The sequence below is a fragment of the Nocardioides mesophilus genome (genome assembly GCF_014395785.1).
Lineage (GTDB): Bacteria > Actinomycetota > Actinomycetes > Propionibacteriales > Nocardioidaceae > Nocardioides_B > Nocardioides_B mesophilus.
Map to the genome: position 1 here is coordinate 3,426,889 of NZ_CP060713.1, position 22,737 is coordinate 3,449,625.

The following is a 22,737-nucleotide window of genomic DNA, read 5'->3' on the forward strand; positions in this document are numbered from 1 at the left end:
CGAACGAAGGAGAGCGTGATGGGCAAGACCTTGGCCGAGAAGGTGTGGGACGAGCACGTCGTCCGGAGTGCCGAGGGTGAGCCGGACCTGCTCTTCATCGACCTGCACCTCATCCACGAGGTGACCTCGCCGCAGGCGTTCGAGGGGCTCCGGCTCGCCGGCCGCGGCGTACGTCGTCCCGACCTCACGCTGGCCACCGAGGACCACAACGTGCCGACCCTGGACATCGACAAGCCGATCGCGGACCCGGTCTCGCGCACGCAGGTCGAGACGCTGCGGCGCAACGCGGAGGAGTTCGGGGTCCGCCTGCACCCGCTCGGCGACATCGAGCAGGGCATCGTCCACGTCGTCGGCCCGCAGCTGGGCCTGACCCAGCCGGGGATGACGATCGTGTGCGGCGACTCGCACACCTCCACCCACGGCGCCTTCGGGTCGATCGCCTTCGGGATCGGCACCAGCGAGGTCGAGCACGTGCTCGCGACCCAGACGCTGTCGCAGGCGCGGCCGAAGACGATGGCCGTGACCGTCAACGGCTCGCTGCCCGACGGGGTCACCGCCAAGGACCTGGTCCTCACGCTCATCGCGCACACCGGCACCGGCGGCGGCCAGGGCTACATCGTGGAGTACCGCGGCGAAGCCATCGAGAAGCTGTCGATGGAGGCCCGGATGACGATCTGCAACATGTCCATCGAGTGGGGCGCCAAGGCCGGCCTGATCGCCCCCGACCAGACGACCTTCGACTACATCGAGGGGCGACCCGAGGCACCGAAGGGCGAGGACTGGGTGGCGGCCGTCGAGCACTGGCGCACGCTTGTCACCGACGAGGACGCGGTCTTCGACGCGGAGATCGAGCTCGACGCCGACACCATGACCCCGTTCGTCACCTGGGGCACCAACCCCGGCCAGGGGGTCCCGCTCGGCGGCACCGTTCCGGTGCCGGAGCAGTTCGAGGACGAGGCGGACCAGCTCGCCGCCCAGCGTGCCCTGGACTACATGGGCCTGACCGGTGGCACGCCGATGCGCGAGATCGCCGTCGACACCGTCTTCGTCGGCTCGTGCACCAACGGTCGCATCGAGGACCTGCGTGCGGCAGCCGAGGTGATCAAGGGACGCCACGTCGCCGACGGGACCCGACTGCTGGTGGTCCCCGGCTCGGTGCGGGTGCGGCTCCAGGCCGAGCACGAAGGCCTCGACGTGGTGTTCAAGGAGGCCGGCGGCGAGTGGCGCGGAGCGGGCTGCTCGATGTGCCTGGGCATGAACCCCGACCAGCTCGAGCCGGGGGAGCGCAGCGCGTCGACGTCGAACCGCAACTTCGAAGGCCGGCAGGGCAAGGGCGGACGCACCCATCTCGTCTCGCCGTTGGTCGCCGCGGCCACCGCAGTGACCGGCCACCTGGCCTCGCCGTCCGACCTGCCCTCCCTGCAGCACTCGGCCTGACCGGCCCACCGACCATCTCGAAGAGGACCTCGCCATGGAGAAGTTCACCCGCCACATCGGGACCGGCCTGCCGCTGCGACGCGGCAACGTCGACACCGACCAGATCATCCCCGCCGTCTACCTGAAGCGGGTCACGCGCACCGGCTTCGAGGACGGCCTGTTCGCCGCGTGGCGCAAGGATCCCGAGTTCGTCATCAACAAGCCGCAGTTCGCAGGCGCCACCGTGCTCGTGGCCGGGCCCGACTTCGGAACCGGCTCCTCGCGCGAGCACGCGGTGTGGGCGTTGACCGACTACGGCTTCAAGGTCGTGCTCTCGAGCCGGTTCGCCGACATCTTCCGCGGCAACTCCGGCAAGGCCGGACTCCTTGCCGCACAGGTGACGCAGGACGTCGTCGAGCAGCTGTGGAAGCTGATCGAGACCGAGCCGACGACGGAGATTGTCGTTGACCTGCAGGAGAAAACCATCCAGGCAGGGGCGCTGACCGCGCCGTTCCAGATCGACGACTACACCCGCTGGCGCTTGCTCCAAGGCCTCGACGACATCGGCATCACGCTCTCGCACGCCGACGACATCACGGCCTTCGAGGCCACCCGGCCGTCGTGGAAACCCGCGACTCTCTAATCCCCGTTCGCGAAATGGCGCCATCCTTTGCCCAAACCCGCAAAGAAAAGATGCGTGTTGTGATGGTGGGGTGGGCAGGTATTCCCTAGCGTGGCAAGAAGAAGTCGAGCACGGGCTCGACACACACGTTCACGGAAGGGAAGCTTGTGAACAAGAGTCAGTTGATCGACACCCTCGCCGGCCGCTTCGAAGGCAACCGCAAGGCCGCCGCGCACGCGCTCGACTCGGTGCTCGACACCATCACCCGCGAGGTCGCGAAGGGCGAGAAGGTCGCCATCACCGGCTTCGGATCGTTCGAGAAGCGCGTTCGTGACGCGCGCTGGGTGCGCAACCCGCGCACCGGTGAGCGCATCAAGGCGAAGAAGACCGCGGTCCCGAAGTTCAACGCCGGGGCGGACCTCAAGAACGTGGTGTCGGGCGCCAAGAAGCTGCCCAAGCTGACGCTGAACGCTGCTGCTGCCGGCGCCCGGAAGGCGACGCCGACCAAGGCGGCCGCCGCGAAGAAGACCACGGCCACGAAGGCTGCCCCGCGAAGAAGACGGCGGCGAAGACCACGGCCACCAAGGCAGCCCCCGCGAAGAAGACGGCGGCGAAGACCACGGCCACCAAGGCGCCTGCGAAGAAGACCGCGGCCAAGACCACGGCCACCAAGGCGCCTGCCAAGAGGACGGCGAAGACGACGGCCACCAAGGCGCCCGCCAAGACGGCCCCGGCCAAGAGCACCGCCAAGAAGACCAGCGCCTCCGCGGTGCCGGCCAAGAAGACCGCTGCCAAGACCACCGCGGCCAAGACCACGGCCACCAAGGCTCCGGCCAAGAAGACGACGGCCAGGACGACGGCGAAGAAGACCGCCAAGAAGGCCTGACCGCTCAGACCTCGCAGATGGGCCGGCTCCTCACGGAGCCGGCCCATTCGTGTGTCCGAAGGACCTTCAGCCCTTCACTCGCCACGTGGGCGCGCCAAGGGTGAGGACGAGGAGCAGCGACAATCCGTCGCACGGGAGGAGTGGTCATGAAGGTCGAAGAGGTCCTGGGCACCGCACGGGACGCCATCACGGTGAAGCGGGTCTACGCAGAGCCCTACGAGAAGGACGGCGTCACGATCATCGCCGCAGCGAAGATCGGTGGCGGTGGCGGTGGCGGGACCGGGCACGATGACAAGGGCGGACAGGGGGAGGGCGGCGGTTTCGGCGTCAGCGGTCGCCCGGCCGGGGCCTATGTCATCAAGGACGGAGGCGTCACCTGGCGTCCGGCGGTGGACCCGAACCGGCTGTTCGTGGTGATCGGTGCAGCCGTCGTGGTCTACCTGCTCAGCCGGCCGCGGCTGGCGCGGGCACGGGCCAAGGCAGCCCTCGCGGCAATGGGCGCGGAGTCCGCCGACGAGTGACCCGCCGCTCGACGGCGCCGGCGGCGACCCTCGCGCGGAACGGCCGGACTGCCTCACCCGGCACGGACTGCGCGGGCCGCGGCCTCAGCTGAGCGTGAGGATCTGGAGCCGCTCGACGTGGAGTGCGTCCCCGGTCCCCGAGACGTCGAGCCGCACGCGCTGGCCGGCGCGGAGCAGCCGCAGCCCGGTGCCCTCGAGAGCGGTGGCGCCGAAGGCGATCTCGGTGCCGTCGTCACGCACCACCGTGCCGCTGCGGGTCTCGGAGTCGTAGCGGAGCACGGTTGCCTGCACGGCAACGAGACTAGAGCAGGACGGCCGCGGCCCGGGCGGTGCGGGGGCCGATGCCCAGCTCGAGGGCGGCCGCGAGGTCCGCGGGAGTGTCGACGTCTCGTCGCAACGTCGGTACGTCGTCCAGGACGATCTCCCGCGCCCCGAGGTCGAGGTGCATCTCGCGCGACCCCGCGCCGAACGACGGGCGGAACCGCGCGAGGTCCGGCGCCACCAGCAGCGTGGTGCCGATGCCGTCCGCGTCCGCCACGAACGACATCTCGTCTCCGGCCGCGCACGCCAGCGCCCGGGAGAGCTCATCCGCACGCAGCGCGGGCAGGTCGGCGCACAGGGCCGCGGGGCGCAGCGCGGCGTCGCGGCGCACCAGCTCGACCGCCGCCTGCACCAGTGACGTGTTCATGTCGTCGGTGGTGGCGTCGGGCAGCACCTGGGCGCCGAGTTCGGCGAGCTCGGCGGCCAGCAGGTGGTCGTCGGTGACCGCGAGCACCGTCGCGACACCCTCGGTCGCCAGTGCGGCCGCCACGGTGTCGAGGGCGAAGGCCTGCGCCAGCGTGCGGCGGGTGCGGTCTCCGAGACCGCCGAGCCGGCTCTTGGCGAACGCGGGCGGCTTGACGGGGACGACCACGCCGTACCGGTGCTCGGGAACCATGACGCCTCGATCCTCTCAGGCATCCGACGGCACGCCCGCGGCGGGGATCTGCGGGCGGAGGCGTCCGCCGAGTAACCTCAGCGGCACGGTCGTCCAGTCAGGGCGAACCGGACGTCGAGAGGACCAGCGTTGCCCTACCCACGCACACTCCAGGAGCGTCGCGGATGGGCGTTCGCGTTCTGCGTCGCGCTGGTGGAGCCGCTGCTGCGGGCGCTGACCCGGAGACGCTGGATCGACGGCACGAAGATCCCGGCGCGGGGCGGCTGCGTGATCGCGGTCAACCATGTCTCGCACCTCGACCCCTTCACGTTCGCGCACTTCGTCTACGGGCACGGACGGATCGTCCGCTTCCTCGCCAAGGCCGAGGTCTTCTCGATCCCGGTCGCGGGGCGCATCGTGCGGTCCGCCGGGCAGATCCCCGTCTACCGGCTGACGAACGACGCCTCCCAGGCGTTCCGCGCGGCGGTGGCGTCCGTACGCCGGGGCGAGTGCGTGGTCGTCTACCCCGAGGGCACCATCACCCGCGAGCCCGACCTGTGGCCGATGACCGGGCGGACCGGTGCAGCCCGGATCGCCCTGGCCTCCGGCGTCCCGGTGATCCCGGTGGCGCAGTGGGGTCCGCAGGAGATCCTGGCCCCCTACGCGAAGCGGCCGCATCTGTTCCCGCGGAAGCTGGTCACGGTCAAGGCCGGCGACCCCGTCGACCTCACCGAGTTCGAGGGCCGCGAGCTGACCCCCGACGTGCTGCGGCAGGCTACCGAGCGGATCATGGACGCCATCACCCATCAGCTCGAGGACATCCGCGGCGAGAAGGCCCCCGCCGAACGCTTCGACGCCCGCAGCCGCGGCGTCCGTGAGATCGGCAACCCCAACGGGCAGCAACGCCGCCGTCGGCGGAAGGAGGGTCGACGATGATCGGCACGAAGGTCGCGGTGTTCGGCGCCGGTGCCTGGGGCACCGCGTTCTCGCTCGTGCTCGCCGACGCCGGCCACGAGGTCACCCTGTGGGCCCGCCGGGAAGAGGTGTGCGCCACGATCAACGACAAGCGGGAGAACACCGACTACCTGCCCGGCATCGAGCTGCCCCCCACGATCTCCGCGACCCACGACCACGAGCTGGCCGCGGCCGGTGCCGAACTGGTGGTGCTCGCGGTTCCCTCCCAGACCCTGCGCGAGAACCTCACGCAGTGGGCGCCGGTCCTGCGCCGGGACGCCGTGCTGATCTCGCTGGCCAAGGGCGTCGAGCTCGGCACCCTGAAGCGCATGAGCGAGGTGATCGCCGAGCTCACCGACGCCGGTCCGGAGCGGATCGGGGTGCTCAGCGGACCGAACCTGGCCCTCGAGATCGCCCGACGCGAGCCCGCGGCCAGCGTCATCGCCTGCGCCGACGACGCGGTGGCGCACCGGCTGCGCGAGGCCATCCACTCCGCGACGTTCCGTCCCTACTCCAGCACAGACGTGGTGGGCTGCGAGCTCGGCGGCGCCTACAAGAACGTGATCGCGCTCAGCGTCGGCATGGCCGTCGGTCTCGGGTTCGGCGACAACACCACGGCGTCGGTGATCACCCGCGGCCTCGCCGAGATCGCCCGGGTCGCGACCGCATTCGGGGCCGACCCGATGACGCTGATGGGCCTGGCCGGTCTCGGAGACCTGGTCGCGACCTGCTCCTCACCGCTCTCCCGCAACCGCACGTTCGGCGAGAAGCTCGGCCACGGCCTGACCACCGCCGAGATCACCGCGTCCACCCGGCAGGTCGCCGAGGGCGTGAAGTCGGCGTCGTCGCTGCACGACCTTGCGCGCAGCAAGGACGTCTACGCGCCCATCGTCGCGCACGTGCACGCGGTGGTCGAGGGCGAGCTGACCGCCGCCGACATGCTGACCAGCCTGATCAGCCGGGAGACCAAGCCCGAGCGCGACTAGGGGCTGCCGAGCGGTCCGGGCGCCTCGACCGCCGGTGCCGGCGGCTCGCCGGTGAGGTCGTCGAGCGCGCCGGCCAGGTCGTCCCAGAGGTCGTCGACGTCCTCGATTCCCACCGACATCCGCACCAGGCCCTCCGGGATCGTGGCCGGCTCCGACTTCCACCTGCGCCGCCGCTCGAAGGTCGACTCGACGCCGCCGAGGCTGGTGGCGTGCACCCACAGGGAGGTCTTGTGCGTGAGCAGGTCGGCGGCGAGGGCGCCCTGGGCCAGCACGACCGAGACGATCGCCCCGAAGCCGGGGTAGCGCACCTCGCCGACCGCGGCGTGACCGCCGAGCCGGCGTACGAGCTCCTGGGCGTTGGCCTGCGCCCGCTCCAGCCGCACGTGCAGCGTGCGCAGGCCGCGCAGCGCCAGCCAGGCCTCCAGCGTGCCGGGCACCGCACCTAGCAGCTCGCGACGCTTGCGCAGCACCGCGGCGAGCTCGTCGTCGGAGGTGAGGACCGCTCCCAGCAGCACGTCGCTGTGCCCGGCGATGAACTTGGTGGCGGAGTGGACCACCAGGTCGGCGCCGAGGGCGAGCGGCTGCTGGAGCAGCGGCGTCGCGAAGGTGTTGTCCACGACGACGTACGCACCGGCCTCGTGCGCGGAGGCGATGATCGGGACCAGGTCGGCCACCTCCAGCGCCGGGTTGGTCGGCGACTCCAGCCACACCAGCGCGGCGTCCTCGCACGCGGCGATCACCGCGGCGGTGTCCTCGATGTCGACGAGGTGCACGGTGATCCGGCCGCGGGCCTCGAGGTCGGCCAGCTGCATCACGCTGCCGTTGTAGGCGTGCCGTGGGGCCACCACCTTGCGACCCTGGCCGACCAGGTCGAGGACCGTGGCGACGGCGGCCAGACCGGAGGAGAACGCCAGGCAGCGACCGCCCTCCAGGGCGCCGAGCGCCTCCTCGAAGGCCGACCAGGTGGGGTTGCCGTAGCGGCCGTACTCGAGGTCGCCGCCGGCGACGTACGTCGAGGCCATCGTCAGCGGCACGTTCAGCGGGCTGTCGGGCAGGTGCGGGGGACGACCGGCGGTCACCGCCACCGTGCCGGGCCGCAGCGGACGCGCCGAGGCGGGAAGCTCGGTGGTGGGGCGGTCGGAGGCGGGTGGGTCGGCGGGGAACCCGAAAGCAGGCATGCGACCACCCTACGAGGCGCCACGGCCGCCGCCGCCCCGGCCGGTAGGGTTCGGGGAACCATGGACTTCCGCAAACCTCGTGTCGCCGTCGTCTTCGGAGGCCGCTCCAGCGAGCACTCCGTCTCCTGCGTGACGGCAGGCAGCGTCCTGCAGGCCCTCGACCCCGAGCGGTACGACGTCGTCCCGGTCGGCATCACCAAGGACGGCCGCTGGGTCCTGGAGTCACCGGACCCGGCCCGGCTGACTTTCACCTCCGCCGACTGCCTGCCGGAGGTGGACGGCAGCCGCGCCGGCGTCGCGCTCGCCAGCGCCGCCCACTCCAGCGAGCTGGTCGTCTCCGAGCCGGGCGGGTCCGCCCCCCGGACGCTCGGCGAGGTCGACGTCGTGTTCCCGGTGCTGCACGGGCCCTGGGGCGAGGACGGCACGGTGCAGGGGCTGCTGGAGATGGCCGGGGTGCGCTACGTCGGCGCCGGGGTGCTGGCCTCCGCGGTCGGCATGGACAAGGCCTTTATGAAGGTCGCCTTCCAGGCACAGGGCCTGCCGGTGCTGCCCTACACGGTGATCACGTCGCGGGCCTGGGCGACCGATCGCGCCGCCTGTCTGGAGGCGGTCGACTCGCTCGGCTACCCGGTGTTCGTCAAGCCGTGCCGCGGCGGCTCCAGCCTCGGCATCAGCAAGGTCCGGGACCGCAGCGACCTCGAGGCCGCCGTCGAGGAGGCCCGCCGGCACGACCCCAAGGTGCTGGTCGAGACCGCCGCCGAGGGCGGCCGCGAGATCGAGTGCGGGGTGCTGCAGGGCTTCGGCACGAACCCACCCGACACCAGCGTGGTCGCGGAGATCCGGATCGACGCGAAGCACGAGTTCTACGACTTCGCCGCGAAGTACCTGCCCGGCGAGCAGACCAGCCTCGACGTGCCGGCCGACCTGCCCGAGCAGGTGGTCACCCGGGTGCAGGCGCTCTCCGCGCAGGCGTTCGAGGCGCTCGGCTGCGAGGGTCTGGCCCGCGTGGACTTCTTCCTGCTGGCCGACGACCGACTGGTGATCAACGAGATCAACACGATGCCGGGGTTCACACCGTCGTCGATGTTCCCGCGGATGTGGGCGGCCACCGGGCTCGACTACCCGGCGCTGGTGGACCGCCTGGTGCAGCTGGCCCTGCACCGCGACACCGGGTTGCGCTGACCCGCCACGGTGACCGGCTCGGCTGACCGCCCGGGCCGACCGGCCGGGTTCAGAGGCAGGGGTCGTCCTGCACCGTGGTCTGCTTGATCGCCGCGGCGAGGTTTACCATCGCCGCGGCCGGCGGGAAGTACTCCCGCGGGATCCGAACCTGCACCGCCGGCGTCCGGTCCACGGTGGTCATCAGGATCTCCGTCGGCTCGCCGGTGATCTGCTCCTCGGGGATGAACCACCCGACGCCGTTGGTCACCTGGCAGGTGGAGAGGTCGTCGAACCCGTCGGGGGTGCCGACGCCGCAGCGCAGCACGATGGCCGGGTCGCCCCAGGCGGCGACGGTGCTGCCGGCGGGGTCGACGTCGCGCCGGGGCTGGTCGGCGACCGTCTCCGGCAGCGCCGCCACCAGGCGCCGGCAGGCCTTGGCCTGGTCGCCGGGCGCGTCCGCCGGGTCGACGTGCAGCGGGCCGCCGCAGGCGCTGGTGAGCAGGAGCGCCGCCGTAGCGGCGACGACGCCCGGTTCGCGGAGAACCGGGCGTCGTCGGGGCATGCGGGAGGAGAGAGCCTTCGTCAGATGTGCACGACGGGGCAGGTCAACGTGCGGGTGATGCCGGGGATGTTCTGCACCTTGGCGACGACCAGCTTGCCCAGCTCGTCGACGTTGCGGGCCTCGGCCCGCACGATCACGTCGTAGGGCCCGGTGACGTCCTCGGCCAGGGTGACGCCCTTGACGTCGGCGATCTCGGCCGCGACCTCGGCGGCCTTGCCGACGTCGGTCTGGATCAAGATGTAGGCCTGAACCACCATGGTCACTCCTGCGGTCTCGAGGGGCTCGTGTGATCGTCAACCTACCCTGAGCCGAGTCCGCCCCGGAACACGGTCGGGTCATCGGTTTGAATGGCACCCATGTCCTCGTCCCGGCCCCCCGTGTCCCTGACCCCCGCGACCACCCTCGCCGACCTCGGCGAGTTCGGGCTGATCGCCGAGCTGACCCGTCGCTTTCCCCAGGGGGAGCAGGTGCTGCTCGGCCCGGGCGACGACGCGGCGGTGGTGACGATGCCCGACGAGCGGGTGGTGGTCTCCACCGACCTGGTCGTCGAGGGCCGGCACTTCCGGCGCGACTGGGCCTCCGCGGCCGACGTCGGGCACCGCGTCGCGGCCCAGAACCTCTCCGACCTCAACGCCATGGGCGGTCGCGCCACCGCGCTGACGGTCGGGCTGGCCGCGCCGCCGGACCTCCCCGCCCAGTGGCTGCTCGAGCTCGCCGACGGGATGGCCGAGGAGGCCGCCGAGGTGGGGGCCAGCATCGTCGGCGGCGACGTCACCAGCTCCGACCAGCTGGTGATCGCGGTGACCGCGCTGGGCGTGGTCGACGGCGACCCGGTGACCCGCGCCGGCGCCCGGCCCGGGGACGTGGTGGCGCTGGCCGGGCGGCAGGGCTGGGCGGCCGGCGGGCTCGCCGTGCTCACCCGCGGCTTCCGCTCGCCGCGCGCGCTGGTGGAGGCCTACCGCCGCCCGCAGCCGCCGTACGGCGCCGGGGCCGAGGCCGCCGGCCTCGGGGCGACAGCGCTGATCGACGTGTCCGACGGGCTGCTGGCCGACCTCGGTCACCTCGCCGAGGCGAGCGGGGTGGCGGTGGACGTCGCGACGGCGAGCTTCGATATCCCCGAGCCGCTCCTCGCGGTCGGCGCGGCGCTCGGCGCGGACCCGCTCGGCTTCATCCTCGGAGGCGGTGACGACCACCCGCTCGCGGCCACGTTCCCGGCCGGGTCCGCGCTCGGGCCGGCCTGGACGGTCATCGGCAGCGTCGCCGAGGGGACCGGCGTCACCGTGGACGGGGCGCCCTACGAGGGGCCCACCGGACACCGGCACTTCTGAGCAGCGCTGGGCCCGACCGGCCGGGACCCGTGCCCGGCCGGTCGGTGGCGGCGTTCCGGGTCGGTGCCGGAAGCGCGCGGACCCGGAGACGCGAAGAGCCGCCCCGAGGGGCGGCTCTGTCAGCGGTGTGCAGCGGTCAGCGGGAGACCTTGCCGGCCTTCAGGCAGCCGGTGCACACGTTGAGGCGCTTCGGGGCCCCGTTCACCGTGGCGCGGACGCGCTGGATGTTCGGGTTGAAGCGACGCTTCGTAATCTTGCGGGACCACGGCCGGTTGTGACCGAAGCCCGGGCGCTTGGCGCAGATGTCACAGACGGCAGCCACCGTGAACTCCTGGGGGTTGATCGAGGTGCTTGGTTCAGGCCCTGGGGACCTGCCACATAGGCGTGGACAACCGCTCAAGAGTATCTGAACGCCCACGAGGGCGCCAATCGAGGGCTCGACTACCCTGGGCGCCGCGGTCGGCCGGAGGCCGTCAGCAGACCGACAGCCGGGCAGACCAGCGCCCACGAGCCGCCGAGGGAGGGCCGATGCCGTACGACGAGCCGGACGTCCGCGCCGCCCTCGACCTGGGAACCCTGGCGCGGTTCTGCGAGATCGCGCTCACCGCCCTCGCCGCGGCGCGCGAGGAGATCGACTCCCTGAACGTCTACCCGGTGCCCGACGGCGACACCGGCACCAACATGTTCCTCACCTTCGAGTCCGCCCGGGACGCGCTGGTGCTCGCGCAGCCGCCCGGTGACCTGGCCGCCGGCCTGGCCGGCTTCGCCCGCGGCGCGCTCATGGGCGCCCGCGGCAACTCCGGGGTGATCCTGGCCCAGCTGATGGGGGCGATGTGCCGCCGGCTCGGCGAGTCCCCGCCGCAGGACCGTGCCGCCGCGGTCGTGGCCGAGGGCCTGGTGCGCGCGACCGAGGCCGCCTACGCGGCGGTCGGCGTGCCGGTGGAGGGCACCATCCTCTCCGTGGCCCGGGCCGCCTCCGACGCCGCGCAGCGGAAGGCGTCCGAGCCGCGGGCCCGGCTCGGGCACGTGGTGCGCGCCGCCGCCGCGGCGGCCCGCGAGGCGCTCGCCCGGACCCCCGAGCAGCTGCAGGTCCTCCGCGACGCCGGGGTGGTCGACGCCGGCGGCCGCGGCCTCTGCGTGATCCTCGACGCCGCCGAGACCGCTGTGACCGGCCGGCGTCCGGTCTCGGACCACGTGCCGATCGGGACCCGGGCGATCGCGATGCCGCTGCCGACCGGCGACCTGCGGGCCAGCGGCCCGGCGTACGAGGTGATGTTCCTGCTCGACGCCGCCGACGCCGCCATCCCGACCCTCAAGCAGCGGCTGGCGCCGCTGGGGGACTCGCTGGTGGTGATCGGCGGCGAGGGCCTGTGGAACGTGCACGTGCACGTCGACGACGTGGGCGCCGCGGTCGAGGCGGGCATCGAGGCCGGACGGCCGCACCGGATCCGGGTCACCCACTTCGCCGAGCAGGACGGCCGCTGGTCGGGCGACGCCGCGGGCGCCGAGCGGCAGGGGCGCAAGGTGGTCGTCGTCGCGGCCGGCAGCGGCCTGGCGGAGCTGTTCGGCCAGGCCGGGGCCGTCGTCCTGCGCGGCGGGCCGGGCAGCCGTCCCTCGACCGCCGAGGTCCTGGAGGCGATCACCGGCAGCGGTGCCGCGGAGGTGGTGGTGCTCCCCAACGACCGGGACTCGGTGCCGGTGGCCGAGGCGGCCGCCCAGACCGCGCACGAGGAGCTCGGGCTGCGGGTGAGGGTGATCGCGACCAGCACCCAGGTGCAGGGTCTCGCCGCGCTGGCCGTGCACGAGCCCGGACGCGGCTTCGACCAGGACGTGCTGGAGATGACCGCGGCGGCCCGCCATGCCCGCTCCGGTGGTGTCACCGTGGCCGCGCGCCGGGCGATGACCACCGCCGGACCGTGCGAGCCCGGCGACGTGCTCGGCGCGATCGAGGGAGACTTCACCGTTGTCGGTGCCGACCTGTTCACTGTGGCCGTGGAGGTGCTGGAGCGGCTCCTCGGCGGAGGCGGGGAGCTGGTGACGCTGGTGACGGGGCAGGGGGCCGGCGACCTGCCCGACCGGTGCTCGAAGCACCTCGCGTCCCGGCACCCCATGGTCGACGTCGTCGTCTACGACGGCGGCCAGGACCGCTACCCGCTCCTGGTCGGCGTGGAGTAGGGAGGAACCGTGCCTGCTGTCACCTGGGACTCCAAGCTCCGCGTCGTCGCCGGCTCCGCCGCGCCCAAGATCGAGAAGGCCTTCGGCTACCTCACGGTCGGGGAGCTGCTCACCCACTACCCGCGGCGCTACGTCGAGAAGGGCAGCGTGAGCGACCTCGGCGACCTCACCATCGGCGACCAGATCACCTGCGTCGCCATGGTGCTCAGGTCCGAGCAGCGGCCCTACCAGGACAAGCGCACCGGGCGGCGTGCCTACCGGCTCGAGGTGACCGTGGCCACCGAGCGCGACACCTTGACGTTGACCTTCTTCGACCGGACCCAGCACACGGCCAGCTGGCGGGCCTCGCGGATGAAGAAGGGCAGCATGGCGCTCTTCTCCGGCAAGGTGGGCCGGTTCCGCGACGGCTGGCAGCTGGTCAACCCGCAGACGGAGGTGTTCGAGGGCGACGACGCCGTCGAGGAGGCCGACCTGGGCCTGGCCGCCTTCGACGCGATGCCCGACCTGGTCACGCTCTACCCCGCCACCGCCTCGCTGCACTCGTGGCAGATCCAGAAGGCGATCCACCTCGCGCTCGCGATGATCGAGGAGGTCCCCGAGCCGCTGCCCGAGGACGTACGTCGTCGGCACGACCTCGTCGACGCCCGGACCGCCCTGGAGTGGATCCACCGCCCCGACTCCGTCGAGCAGCGCCGGGCGGCGGAGGAGCGGCTGCGCTTCCAGGAGGCCTTCGTCACGCAGGTGGTCCTCGCCGGTCGCCGGCAGGAGCTGCGGGCCCTCGCCGCCGAGCCGCGCACCGGCCGGCCGGACGGGCTGCTGGACCGCTTCGACGCGCGGCTGCCGTTCACCCTGACCGCGGGCCAGGAGCAGGTGTCGGCGGAGATCCTCGGCGACCTCGCGGCCGGTCACCCGATGCACCGGCTGCTCCAGGGCGAGGTCGGCTCCGGCAAGACGGTCGTGGCGCTGCGGGCGATGCTCCGCGTCGTCGACTCCGGGGGACAGGCGGCGCTGCTGGCGCCGACCGAGGTGCTCGCCCAGCAGCACCATCGTTCCGTCACCGCGCTGCTCGGCGACCTCGCCGCCGGCGGCATGCTCGGCGGCGCGGCCGACGCCACCACGGTCGCCCTGCTCACCGGGTCCTCGGGGGCCGCCGCCCGGCGCAGCGCGCTGCTCGACGCCGCCTCGGGCGCGGCCGGCATCGTGATCGGCACGCACGCGCTGCTCGAGGAGCGGGTCCAGTTCGCCGACCTCGGTCTGGTGGTCGTCGACGAGCAGCACCGCTTCGGCGTCGAGCAGCGTGCCGCGCTGGCCGAGAAGGCCGGGGTCACCCCGCCGCACGTGCTGGTGATGACCGCGACGCCGATCCCGCGGACGGTGGCCATGACCGTCTTCGGCGACCTCGAGACCTCGACACTCAGCGAGCTGCCGGGAGGCCGGGCCCCGATCCAGACCACCGTGGTCCCGCTCGCGGAGCAACCCGCCTGGATCGACCGGGTGTGGGCCCGGGTGCGCGAGGAGGTCGAGGCCGGCCGCCAGTGCTACGTGGTGTGCCCCCGGATCGGCGACGACGCCCGGCGCACCGGGGAGGAGACGGGCAGCGACGAGGCGGGGCTGACCGCGGTGGAGGAGCTCGCCCCGATGCTGGCCACCGGCCCGCTCGACGGTCTGCGCGTGGAGCCGCTGCACGGCCGGCAGCCGGCGGACCGCAAGGAGCACACGATGCGTGACTTCGCCGCCGGCCGGGTGGACGTGCTGGTGTCCACGACCGTCATCGAGGTGGGGGTCGACGTCGCCAACGCGACGGCCATGGTGATCTTCGACGCGGACCGCTTCGGGGTCTCCCAGCTGCACCAGCTGCGCGGCCGGGTGGGCCGCGGGGGGCATGCCGGGCTCTGCCTGCTGGTCACCTCGGCGGAGCAGGGGTCGCCGGCCCGCGAGCGGGTCGGCGCGGTGGCCGCGACGACCGACGGCTTCGAGCTGTCCCGCCTCGACCTCGAGCAGCGCCGTGAGGGGGACGTCCTCGGAGCCTCGCAGTCCGGGACGAGGTCCGGTCTGCGGCTGCTGTCGGTGCTCCGCGACGAGGACGTGATCGCCCGGGCGCGGGCCGCGGCCGAGACCCTCGTCGAGGCGGACCCGACGCTGGGGGAGCAGCCCGACCTGCGCGCCGCCGTGCAACGGCTCCGCGAGACCGAGCAGGCCGACTTCCTCGAGAAGGCGTGAGTCATCTGTGACCAGGATCATCGGGGGCTCGGCCGGCGGCCGACGGATCCGCACGCCCCAGGGCGAGAACACCAGGCCGACCTCCGACCGGGTGCGCGAGGCGCTCTTCTCCTCCCTCGAGGCCGAGCTCGGCTCGGTGGCCGGGCTGCGGTTCCTGGACCTGTACGCCGGCTCCGGCGCGGTCGGTCTGGAGGCGGTCTCCCGCGGCGCCGGCATGCTGACCAGCGTCGAGCAGGACCGACGCACCGCCACGCTGGTGCGCGACAACGCCCGGAACCTCGGCTTCCGCTCGGTGGAGGTGGTCGCCGCGGCGGTGCGCCGGACGCTGCAGGCGCCGCCGCGGGCGCCGTACGACGTGGTCTTCTCCGACCCGCCCTACGCCCTGTCGGCCGCGGAGGTCGAGGCCGACCTCGGCGCGCTGGTCGCGCACGGCTGGCTCGCGCCGGAGGCCGTCGTGGTGGTCGAGCGGTCGGTGCGCGGGGTCGCGCCGACCTGGCCGGACGGGCTCTTCGCCGGCCGATCGCGTCGCTACGGCGAGACCGTGCTTTGGTACGGTCACGCAGCGGCCGGGACCTCCTGAGCCGCCGCCCGCCGGCCGCCCCCAGCCTCAGGAGCCACTCGTGCGCAGAGCCGCGTGCCCAGGATCGTTCGACCCGGTGACCAACGGACACCTCGACATCGTCCGGCGCGCCGCCACGCTGTTCGACGAGGTCGTCGTCGCGGTCGGGGTGAACAAGTCCAAGCGCCGCCTGTTCACGCCGGAGGAGCGCATCGAGATGCTCACCGAGGTGTGCGCCGACCTCGGCAACGTGCGGATCGCCGGCTTCACGGGGCTGCTCACCGACTTCTGCCGCGAGCAGGGGGTCGTCGCCATCGTCAAGGGACTCCGGGCGGTCAGCGACTTCGACTACGAGCTGCAGATGGCCCAGATGAACTCCAGCCTCGCCGACATCGAGACGGTGTTCGTGCCGACCAGCCCGGAGTACTCCTTCCTCGCCTCCAGCCTCGTCAAGGAGGTGGCCACCTTCGGCGGGGACGTCTCCTCGCTGGTGCCGGCCTCGGTGCTCGAGCGGATGACCGTCCGGCTGCGGGAGCGGGCCGAGGAGGCCTGAGGGCTGCTCTTGCAGCCTCCGCGGGCGCGTACCCTCGGGAGGAACATGCTGTGTCGGGTGCTCAGGGGGAGGGTACAAACGGCCGGGGATTCCCCCGAGCGCCACTGGAAAGGGACAACGTGAACGTGCACGACAAGCTGGCCGAGATCCGCCGGGCGATCGAGGAAGCCCGATCGATGCCGATGTCGGCGTCGGCGGTCGTGAACCGGGCCGAGCTGCTGGCCCTGGTCGACGAGCTCGGTGCTGCGGTCGACACCGCCTTCAGCGACGCGCAGCAGGTGGTGGCCGAGCGGGAGGTCGTGGTCGAGGAGGGCCGCAAGGAAGCCGCCGAGATCGTCGCGGAGGCCAAGAACGAGCGCGAGCACATCGTCTCCGACACCGAGGTCTTCCGGCTCGCCAAGCGCGAGGCGGACCGGGTCCTCGAGCAGGCGCACGCCGAGGCGGACGGGTTGCGGCAGGAGACCGACGACTACGTCGACGCGAAGCTGGCCAACTTCGAGATCACCCTGGAGCGGACCATGGACGCGGTCAAGCGCGGCCGTGAGCGGCTGGCGGGCCGCACCGAGCTCAGCTCGCTGACCGACGCCGAGGTCGACAAGATCCGGCTGCCCGAGCACCTCGAGCGCTGAGGCCGCGACGTTTTGGTCGCAAGGGGCACCGTTCGGTACCCTTGTCGACGGTCCTGCGTGCCCCGTCTCGACGTCAACCAGGTTGACCCGGGCCGACGGTGGGCGGGACTGTGATCTGTTGGCTCCACTGACCTGAACGGACATGCTGTGCGTCTCGACCCGAGAGCGCCGCTCGTGCTCGATACCCGCGAGCTCGGCCGCCGCCCGGGGTCGCAACGCCTGCAGACCGTGACGGTGCCGGCGCCGGCAGATCTCGGTATCGAGGTGCTTCGCGTCCCCGAAGGGTCGCCTGTCGAGCTGGATCTCCGGCTCGAGGCGGTCATGGAGGGCGTCCTCGTCACAGGCACGGCCACGGTCGTCCTGGAGGGGGAGTGCGTCCGGTGCCTGGAGGAGATCCGTGACGAGGTCACGGTCGACTTCCAGGAGCTCTTCGTCTACGAGGAGAGCGACACCGCCGCAGGCGAGGAGGACGGCGCTACCAGCCGGCTCGTGGGCGACCTGGTCGACCTCGAGCCACTGCTGCGGGACACGGTGGTGCTTGCACTGCCGTTCCAGCCGCTGTGCCAGGACGACTGCCCGGGGTTGTGCATCGAGTGCGGTGCACGTCTCGCAGACGATCCGGGCCACCAGCACGACGAGCCGATCGACCCCAGGTGGGCGGCGCTCCAAGAGCTGGCCGACGACGACGTACCCGGCCGGATCACCGGCGGACAAGAGGAGTGAGTTAAGTGGCTGTTCCGAAGCGGAAGATGTCGCGCAGCAACACGCGTCACCGTCGCTCGCAGTGGAAGGCCGTCGCGCCCTCGCTGGTGAACTGCGCCAACCCGGCCTGCGGTGCGAAGCACCTGCCGCACCGCGCCTGCCCGGAGTGCGGCCAGTACGGCGCGCGCACCGAGCGTCGCCAGGTCCTCTGAACGACGGACGCGACATGAGCCAGCGCAGCCAGGACCCGCAGGACCTGCGGGACCCCCCTGAGCTGCGCAGTGCCCTCGGCGACCCGGTCCTGGAGCCAGAGCTCCTGGACCGGGCGCTGACGCACCGCTCGTTCGCGTACGAGAACGGTGGACTGCCCACCAACGAGCGCCTGGAGTTCCTGGGCGACTCGGTGCTGGGCGTCGTCATCACCGACACGCTGTTCCGCACCCATCCCGACCTCTCCGAGGGACGGCTGGCGAAGCTCCGGGCGGCGGTCGTGAACGCGCGAGCCCTCGCCGAGGTGGCTCGCACCATCGGCCTCGGCGAGCACGTGAAGCTCGGCCGCGGCGAGGAGTCGACCGGCGGCCGCGACAAGTCCTCCATCCTCTCCGACACGGTGGAGGCAGTCATCGGAGCGGTCTACCTCTCCGGCGGCTTCGAGGCGGCCAGCGACGTCGTGCACCTGCTCTTCGACCCGCTGATGGTCAACGCCGCGCGCCTCGGTGCAGGTCTCGACTGGAAGACCAGCCTCCAGGAGCTGGCCGCCGAGCACGGGCTCGGTGTGCCGGAGTACGTCATCGAGGACGACGGTCCGGACCACGAGAAGACCTTCACCGCGCAGGTGCAGGTGGGCTCCGAGCTCTACGGTCACGGCACCGGCAGGTCCAAGAAAGAGGCCGAGCAGCAGGCAGCGGAGACGGCCTACCGGCACATCGCGGAGGCCTACGGCGAGGTGCCGGGCCTGGCCCAGCCCGCCGCCACCTCCGACTGAGGTCGGAACACGCCGTGCCCGAGCTCCCCGAGGTCGAGGTCGTCCGCCGCGGGCTGGAGGCCCACGTCGTGGGCCACACCTTCACCGACGTCACCGTGCTGCACCCGCGGCCCATCCGCCGGCACGTCGCCGGGGCCGACGACTTCGCGGCCCGACTGACCGGGCGGAGCGTGCTCGACGCCCGCCGTCGCGGCAAGTACCTCTGGCTGCCGCTCGACAGCGGCGACGCGCTGCTCGGCCACCTCGGCATGAGCGGTCAGATGCTGGTGCAGCCCTCGGCGGCCCCCGACGAGCGGCACCTGCGCGTGCGGCTGCGCCTCGACGCGCCGTACGAGCTGCGGTTCGTCGACCAACGGATGTTCGGCGGACTGGCGATCTCCGAAGGGGGCGCGCAGCTACCGCCCGAGATCGCCCACATCGCCCGGGACCCGATGGATCCGCTGTTCGACGAGGACGTCTTCGTCTCCCGGGTCCGCAAGCGCAGCTCGGGTATCAAGAGGATCCTGCTCGACCAGGGCGTGATCTCCGGCGTCGGCAACATCTACGCCGACGAGTCGTTGTGGCTGGCCCGTCTGCACGGTGACCGGCCCGGCACCCGGCTCACCAAGGCCCAGGTGCGCGAGGTGCTCGCCGGTGTCCGGCAGGTGATGACCTCGGCGCTGGCGCAGGGGGGCACCTCCTTCGACGCGCTCTACGTCAACGTCAACGGCGAGAGCGGCTACTTCGACCGGTCGTTGGAGGTCTACGGGCAGGTGGGCCTGCCGTGCTCGCGCTGCGGCACGCCGATCGTGCGCGTGTCGTTCATGAACCGGTCGTCCTACTTCTGTCCCCGCTGCCAGCCGCGGCCCCGGCTGCGCGCCCGCTGACTCCGCCCATCCGCGGGCCGACACAGCCTCGGCCGCGAGGGGCGGGACTGGTTATGTCTTGAAGAGCGTCGCGAGTCCGGTCATTGCGAGCAGTCGCGCGCACACCGGGTTGTGGCTGATGACCAGGGTCCCGTGTGACCGTCTGATCTCGCGGTGTGCGATGACCAGGGCGCTGAGGGCAGAGGCATCCATGAAGGTCACGCCGTCGAGGTTCATGATGATGCGGTTGCGGCCTTGGGCGAGGAAGCCCTGGATGACCCGGCTCATCTGCGGAGCCGTGGAGAGGTCGAGCTCTCCGGTGAGGGCAACGACGTCGTGTCCGGCTCCCGGGAGCACGGTGACGCAGCTCAACGCGATCCCGGCCTCACTCCCGTAGGCCGATGATGTGTGGGCGGGGAGTGCGAAGGCTCGGTCCGTCGCGGCGGGGGCTTCACTTGGCTGAGGTAGTTCACGTTCCCAGAGCCTCGTGATGATCTCGGTGATGGCGGCGGCGGGTTCAGGAAGGTGGGGTACCCCACCGAAGAGTTTGACGATGCCTTCCGCGATGACACGCACCTTCACGTTCGCGGTCACGGATAGTCGCACGAGCACCTGAAGGGCAGCGTCAGCGTCGATGACGTAGCGCTGCATGAGCATGCCTCTTGCCTGGTCGATCAGCGGGCGGGTCGCCAGGGCCACTTGCAGCGCTGCCACCTGCTGTCGGAGTGCGTCGACTTCGCTGCCCGCCTCGTCCGTTGTGCTGTGGACTTCGCCTACCTCGCGCGCGGCGCTGGTGACGTCCGTGACCGGCGTAGAGGTGGCGTCAGGCGGGGGATGCGTCATCGTGTCCGTTCGCAGAGAACGGGCGCAAGTAGCGCGCGCCCACGGAGGGCCCCCGGACCACGGGTAGCCGGAGGCGACCCAGATCTTGTGCTCAGCCGGACCTGCCAACATCAGACGGGCTGGACGGGCGTGGCCTCTCGTTCACGGAGAGTGAGAGTGTCGCGCCGCCACGTTTGCGCCTGCGGTCGTTGGAGAAGCCCGCGAGGCTCCGTGAGACGGGGTCCAGATCAAAACGGGGACCGCAAGGTATCGCTCTATTCCCGTTTGCCACGTCTTCAAACCTGACGCGGGTGTATTGCTCTCAGGTCCGTGGGCTCTGGTGGGAACGGTATGCTCCGATCACAGACAACCGCAACGCTCTGCCCCGGACCCGGCAGTGTCTCTGGAAGGCACGGTCGAGAACATCATGGGGTCCGCGGCATCGCGTCACGTCGGCGCTCGCAGGCGCGGGCGCGGCTGGAGCACGTCGTGACGGGCTCCGATGGCCAGTTCGACCGTGTGTGGGCATTGATCGCTGCCGAGCCGGAGAGCCGTGACGACAAGCCCGACGTAGTCGGCTGGATGCAGCGCCTGTGTCGCGCGGCGTCCGCAGCTCTTCCGTCCACTGGGGTCGGGGTAAGCGTGATGGACAGCGAGGGCCGTCCGGCAACCGTTGCCGCCTCTGATCCGCACAGCGCGACCCTGGAGGACCTCCAGTTCACCGTCGGTGAGGGACCTTGCATCGACGCCTACAGGACCGGAAGGCCCGTGATGGCCCCGGACCTGTCGGTCGCCGCCAGGGTCCGCTGGCCTGGCTACGCGGCCGCCGCACAGGAACACGGCATCCAAGCTGTGTTCGCGGTCCCGCTCCAGATCGGAGCAGCTCGACTTGGCGCGTTGGATATCTACAACGACCGGCCAGGGAGCCTTTCACCCGAGACCATCGCCCAGGCCCTTACCTTCGCCGACGCCGCGATGACGGGACTGCTGAACGCGCAACAGCGCTCGAACGAGGATGGCTGCGCACCAGCCCTCGACGACGCACTCGACAACCGGTTCGAGCTGTACCAAGCCCAGGGCATGGTCGCGGTCCAGCTCGGAATCAGGCTCCATGAGGCGATGATCCGCATTCGCGCCTACGCCTTCGCCCACGGCCGCGCCCTGAGTGATGTCGCCGACGACATCATCGCCCGCAAAATCGTTCTTGAGACGGACTCATGAACGCGCCCACCGCCCCTCTAGGGCACGTGAAGGGATGTTGACATGATCGCCGCTGAACGACTGGCAGAGGTGTTCGTCGAGGTAGCCGACACCCTCATCGACGACTTCGACCTGATCGAGTTCCTGCAGATGCTTGCCACCCACACCTCCGACCTCTTCGATGCTCGCGCCGCCGGTCTGCTCCTAGCCGACCATCGAGGCAAGCTGCAGGTCATGGCCGCCTCGGATGAACGATCCGAGATGATCGAGCTGTTCCAGGTCCAGGCCCAAGAAGGTCCCTGCCAGGACTGCTTCACCAAGGGTGAAGCCGTCATCAACGCAGACCTGAAAGACGCCACCGACCGGTGGCCGAACTTCGCCCCCCGCGCCGTCGCCGCAGGCTACCGGTCGGTCCACGCCTTCCCCCTACGCCTACGCACCCAGACCTACGGGGCCCTCAACCTGTTCGGCACCCACACCGGACAGATGGACCCCGCCGACGCCAAGATCGTCCAGGCACTCGCAGACATCGCCACGATCGGCATGCTCCAACAACGCACCATCCAACGAAGTGACGACCTCACCGAGCAGTTGCAGGGCGCACTCAACACCCGCATCGTCATCGAGCAAGCCAAAGGCATGATCGCGCAAACGCACACCATCACCCCAGACCAAGCCTTCGAGATGCTGCGCGCCTACTGCCGCAAGAACAACCTGCCCCTCAGCGACGTCGCCAACCGAGTGATCTCCGACCCGCTGAGCCTCGACCAACTCATGAACCCAGGCTGAGACTCCCGCACACAACCCCGCGAGCGTGGCTGGCGCAGTCTGGTGACTCGCGTCGCAGCCCGACCAGGTCGGCCGCTGTCCGCGCGTCTGGACATAGCCGATGAGCGTGGGTTGGTGGCAGGGCATGATGGCTCATGCCCGATTTCACGTGGCTCCCGGCCAATCAAGCCTCGGCAGAGGACGTCGAGGCGGTGTTCGCCACGGGCGGAGCCCACAAGTGTCGTTGTCAAGCGCTGAAGGTGCCTGGCTGGATCTGGCGGGACACGACGCAGGAGCAGAGGGATGCCGCGCTGCTGGAGCAGACCGCCTGCGGCATCACCGGACCGACGTCGGGGCTGATCGGGTACGTCGACGGCGAGGCGGCCGGCTGGGTCGCGGTCGAACCGCGGGAGAACTACCCCAGGCTGTGGAGCCGGAAGCAGGCGTGGATGCGGATGGACCCCGAGCTTGAGGGCGTCTGGTCTGTCACGTGTTTCGTCGTGCGCAAGGGCCGACGTCAGTCAGGGCTGACCTACGAGCTCGCCGCCGCCCCCGTCGAGTACGGCGAGCAGGTGGGCGCCCGCGTCCTGGAGGGGTACCCGATCGAGCCGCCGCCGGGAAAGACCGTGATCTGGGACGAGGCGTCGGTCGGACTGGTGCAGGTCTTCCTCGAGGCTGGTTACGAGGTCGCGGCCTCGCCCACGCTACGGCGGCGTGTGGTGCGGCGACGACTGGGCAATCGCTCGTGA

26 protein-coding genes and 1 pseudogene are annotated in these 22,737 nt (G+C 71.5%); 20 read left to right on the forward strand and 7 right to left on the reverse strand.

All coding sequences use genetic code 11. From position 1 onward, the window contains the following. The first annotated feature begins 18 nt into the window (after positions 1–18). The 4 genes and pseudogenes from leuC (at position 19) to H9L09_RS16495 (ending at position 3,445) form a co-directional block, all read left to right on the forward strand. Positions 19–1,437 (forward strand): 3-isopropylmalate dehydratase large subunit, encoded by a 1,419-nt coding sequence (gene leuC, locus H9L09_RS16480; protein WP_187577927.1) that lies wholly within the window; start codon positions 19–21, stop codon positions 1,435–1,437. 34 nt (positions 1,438–1,471) lie between these two features. Beyond that, a complete protein-coding gene (gene leuD / locus H9L09_RS16485) occupies positions 1,472–2,059 on the forward strand; it encodes a 3-isopropylmalate dehydratase small subunit (RefSeq protein ID WP_187577928.1) in 588 nt (195 codons plus the stop codon). Between the two features lie 146 nt (positions 2,060–2,205). Further along, positions 2,206–2,412, forward strand: a pseudogene (locus H9L09_RS22540) (HU family DNA-binding protein); the annotation flags it as partial. A 658-nt stretch (positions 2,413–3,070) separates the two neighbouring features. Continuing rightward, on the forward strand, positions 3,071–3,445 hold the full coding sequence (locus H9L09_RS16495; RefSeq protein WP_187577929.1) for a sporulation protein: 375 nt from the start codon (positions 3,071–3,073) through the stop codon (positions 3,443–3,445). Positions 3,446–3,529: 84 nt separating this feature from the next. Here the strand turns inward: H9L09_RS16495 and H9L09_RS16500 are convergent, their stop codons facing one another. Then, on the reverse strand, positions 3,530–3,736 hold the full coding sequence (locus tag H9L09_RS16500) for a cold-shock protein (RefSeq protein WP_187577930.1): 207 nt from the start codon (positions 3,734–3,736) through the stop codon (positions 3,530–3,532). A 10-nt stretch (positions 3,737–3,746) separates the two neighbouring features. Continuing rightward, entirely contained in the window at positions 3,747–4,382 is a 636-nt protein-coding gene (gene cofC, locus H9L09_RS16505) for a 2-phospho-L-lactate guanylyltransferase (protein WP_187577931.1), read from the reverse strand. 129 nt (positions 4,383–4,511) lie between these two features. On the opposite strand from cofC, the gene H9L09_RS16510 reads away from it, so the two are divergent. Together H9L09_RS16510 and H9L09_RS16515 are read left to right on the forward strand one after the other, a co-directional pair. Then, complete coding sequence (locus H9L09_RS16510; protein ID WP_187577932.1) at positions 4,512–5,297, forward strand: lysophospholipid acyltransferase family protein; 786 nt, start codon at positions 4,512–4,514, stop codon at positions 5,295–5,297. Next, positions 5,294–6,301, forward strand: a complete 1,008-nt coding sequence (locus H9L09_RS16515) for an NAD(P)H-dependent glycerol-3-phosphate dehydrogenase (RefSeq protein ID WP_187577933.1) — start codon at positions 5,294–5,296, stop codon at positions 6,299–6,301. Before H9L09_RS16510 ends, H9L09_RS16515 begins: the two co-directional genes overlap by 4 nt. Here H9L09_RS16515 and H9L09_RS16520 read toward each other — a convergent pair. Continuing rightward, a complete protein-coding gene (locus tag H9L09_RS16520) occupies positions 6,298–7,479 on the reverse strand; it encodes a trans-sulfuration enzyme family protein (RefSeq protein WP_187577934.1) in 1,182 nt (393 codons plus the stop codon). The genes H9L09_RS16515 and H9L09_RS16520 overlap by 4 nt on opposite strands. Positions 7,480–7,539: 60 nt before the next feature. Between H9L09_RS16520 and H9L09_RS16525 the strand changes: the two genes are divergently transcribed. Next, the gene (locus tag H9L09_RS16525) at positions 7,540–8,661 is read left to right on the forward strand and encodes a D-alanine--D-alanine ligase family protein (protein ID WP_187577935.1); all 1,122 of its coding nucleotides are present in this window, start codon (positions 7,540–7,542) and stop codon (positions 8,659–8,661) included. 49 nt (positions 8,662–8,710) lie between these two features. Here the strand turns inward: H9L09_RS16525 and H9L09_RS16530 are convergent, their stop codons facing one another. Together H9L09_RS16530 and H9L09_RS16535 are read right to left on the reverse strand one after the other, a co-directional pair. Next, complete coding sequence (locus H9L09_RS16530; RefSeq protein ID WP_187577936.1) at positions 8,711–9,202, reverse strand: DUF3515 domain-containing protein; 492 nt, start codon at positions 9,200–9,202, stop codon at positions 8,711–8,713. Positions 9,203–9,222: 20 nt separating this feature from the next. Further along, positions 9,223–9,459 carry an Lrp/AsnC family transcriptional regulator gene (locus H9L09_RS16535; RefSeq protein WP_187577937.1) on the reverse strand — a complete coding sequence of 79 codons (237 nt, stop codon included), beginning with the start codon at positions 9,457–9,459 and terminating at the stop codon, positions 9,223–9,225. 99 nt (positions 9,460–9,558) lie between these two features. On the opposite strand from H9L09_RS16535, the gene H9L09_RS16540 reads away from it, so the two are divergent. After that, positions 9,559–10,530, forward strand: coding sequence for a thiamine-phosphate kinase (locus H9L09_RS16540; protein ID WP_187577938.1), 972 nt, complete (start codon positions 9,559–9,561; stop codon positions 10,528–10,530). A 136-nt stretch (positions 10,531–10,666) separates the two neighbouring features. Here the strand turns inward: H9L09_RS16540 and rpmB are convergent, their stop codons facing one another. Next, positions 10,667–10,852, reverse strand: a complete 186-nt coding sequence (gene rpmB, locus H9L09_RS16545; RefSeq protein ID WP_129987087.1) for a 50S ribosomal protein L28 — start codon at positions 10,850–10,852, stop codon at positions 10,667–10,669. A gap of 206 nt (positions 10,853–11,058) precedes the next feature. Here rpmB and H9L09_RS16550 point away from each other — a divergent pair, with 206 nt between their 5' ends. The 9 genes from H9L09_RS16550 to mutM all read left to right on the forward strand — a co-directional run bounded on the left by H9L09_RS16550 (position 11,059) and on the right by mutM (position 19,219). Then, positions 11,059–12,705: a DAK2 domain-containing protein gene (locus tag H9L09_RS16550; RefSeq protein WP_187577939.1), complete on the forward strand. Its 1,647-nt coding sequence runs from the start codon at positions 11,059–11,061 to the stop codon at positions 12,703–12,705. Positions 12,706–12,714: 9 nt separating this feature from the next. Next, positions 12,715–14,925 carry an ATP-dependent DNA helicase RecG gene (locus tag H9L09_RS16555; RefSeq protein ID WP_187577940.1) on the forward strand — a complete coding sequence of 737 codons (2,211 nt, stop codon included), beginning with the start codon at positions 12,715–12,717 and terminating at the stop codon, positions 14,923–14,925. A 7-nt stretch (positions 14,926–14,932) separates the two neighbouring features. After that, positions 14,933–15,505 carry a 16S rRNA (guanine(966)-N(2))-methyltransferase RsmD gene (rsmD, locus tag H9L09_RS16560; RefSeq protein WP_187577941.1) on the forward strand — a complete coding sequence of 191 codons (573 nt, stop codon included), beginning with the start codon at positions 14,933–14,935 and terminating at the stop codon, positions 15,503–15,505. Positions 15,506–15,545: 40 nt separating this feature from the next. Further along, positions 15,546–16,037 (forward strand): pantetheine-phosphate adenylyltransferase, encoded by a 492-nt coding sequence (coaD, locus tag H9L09_RS16565; protein WP_187577942.1) that lies wholly within the window; start codon positions 15,546–15,548, stop codon positions 16,035–16,037. Between the two features lie 119 nt (positions 16,038–16,156). Further along, positions 16,157–16,666 carry a hypothetical protein gene (locus H9L09_RS16570; protein ID WP_187577943.1) on the forward strand — a complete coding sequence of 170 codons (510 nt, stop codon included), beginning with the start codon at positions 16,157–16,159 and terminating at the stop codon, positions 16,664–16,666. Between the two features lie 174 nt (positions 16,667–16,840). Next, positions 16,841–17,389, forward strand: a complete 549-nt coding sequence (locus H9L09_RS16575) for a YceD family protein (protein WP_187577944.1) — start codon at positions 16,841–16,843, stop codon at positions 17,387–17,389. A gap of 5 nt (positions 17,390–17,394) precedes the next feature. Continuing rightward, a complete protein-coding gene (gene rpmF, locus H9L09_RS16580) occupies positions 17,395–17,580 on the forward strand; it encodes a 50S ribosomal protein L32 (protein ID WP_187577945.1) in 186 nt (61 codons plus the stop codon). Between the two features lie 14 nt (positions 17,581–17,594). After that, positions 17,595–18,353, forward strand: a complete 759-nt coding sequence (gene rnc / locus H9L09_RS16585) for a ribonuclease III (RefSeq protein ID WP_187577946.1) — start codon at positions 17,595–17,597, stop codon at positions 18,351–18,353. 14 nt (positions 18,354–18,367) lie between these two features. Next, on the forward strand, positions 18,368–19,219 hold the full coding sequence (gene mutM, locus H9L09_RS16590; protein ID WP_187577947.1) for a bifunctional DNA-formamidopyrimidine glycosylase/DNA-(apurinic or apyrimidinic site) lyase: 852 nt from the start codon (positions 18,368–18,370) through the stop codon (positions 19,217–19,219). Between the two features lie 51 nt (positions 19,220–19,270). Here mutM and H9L09_RS16595 read toward each other — a convergent pair whose 3' ends face one another. Further along, positions 19,271–20,041 (reverse strand): anti-sigma factor antagonist, encoded by a 771-nt coding sequence (locus H9L09_RS16595; protein ID WP_187577948.1) that lies wholly within the window; start codon positions 20,039–20,041, stop codon positions 19,271–19,273. A gap of 468 nt (positions 20,042–20,509) precedes the next feature. On the opposite strand from H9L09_RS16595, the gene H9L09_RS16600 reads away from it, so the two are divergent. The 3 genes from H9L09_RS16600 to H9L09_RS16610 all read left to right on the forward strand — a co-directional run bounded on the left by H9L09_RS16600 (position 20,510) and on the right by H9L09_RS16610 (position 22,737). After that, a complete protein-coding gene (locus H9L09_RS16600; protein ID WP_223164090.1) occupies positions 20,510–21,241 on the forward strand; it encodes a GAF and ANTAR domain-containing protein in 732 nt (243 codons plus the stop codon). Positions 21,242–21,283: 42 nt separating this feature from the next. Continuing rightward, entirely contained in the window at positions 21,284–22,009 is a 726-nt protein-coding gene (locus H9L09_RS16605) for a GAF and ANTAR domain-containing protein (RefSeq protein ID WP_187577950.1), read from the forward strand. Between the two features lie 134 nt (positions 22,010–22,143). Further along, a complete protein-coding gene (locus tag H9L09_RS16610; RefSeq protein ID WP_187577951.1) occupies positions 22,144–22,737 on the forward strand; it encodes a GNAT family N-acetyltransferase in 594 nt (197 codons plus the stop codon).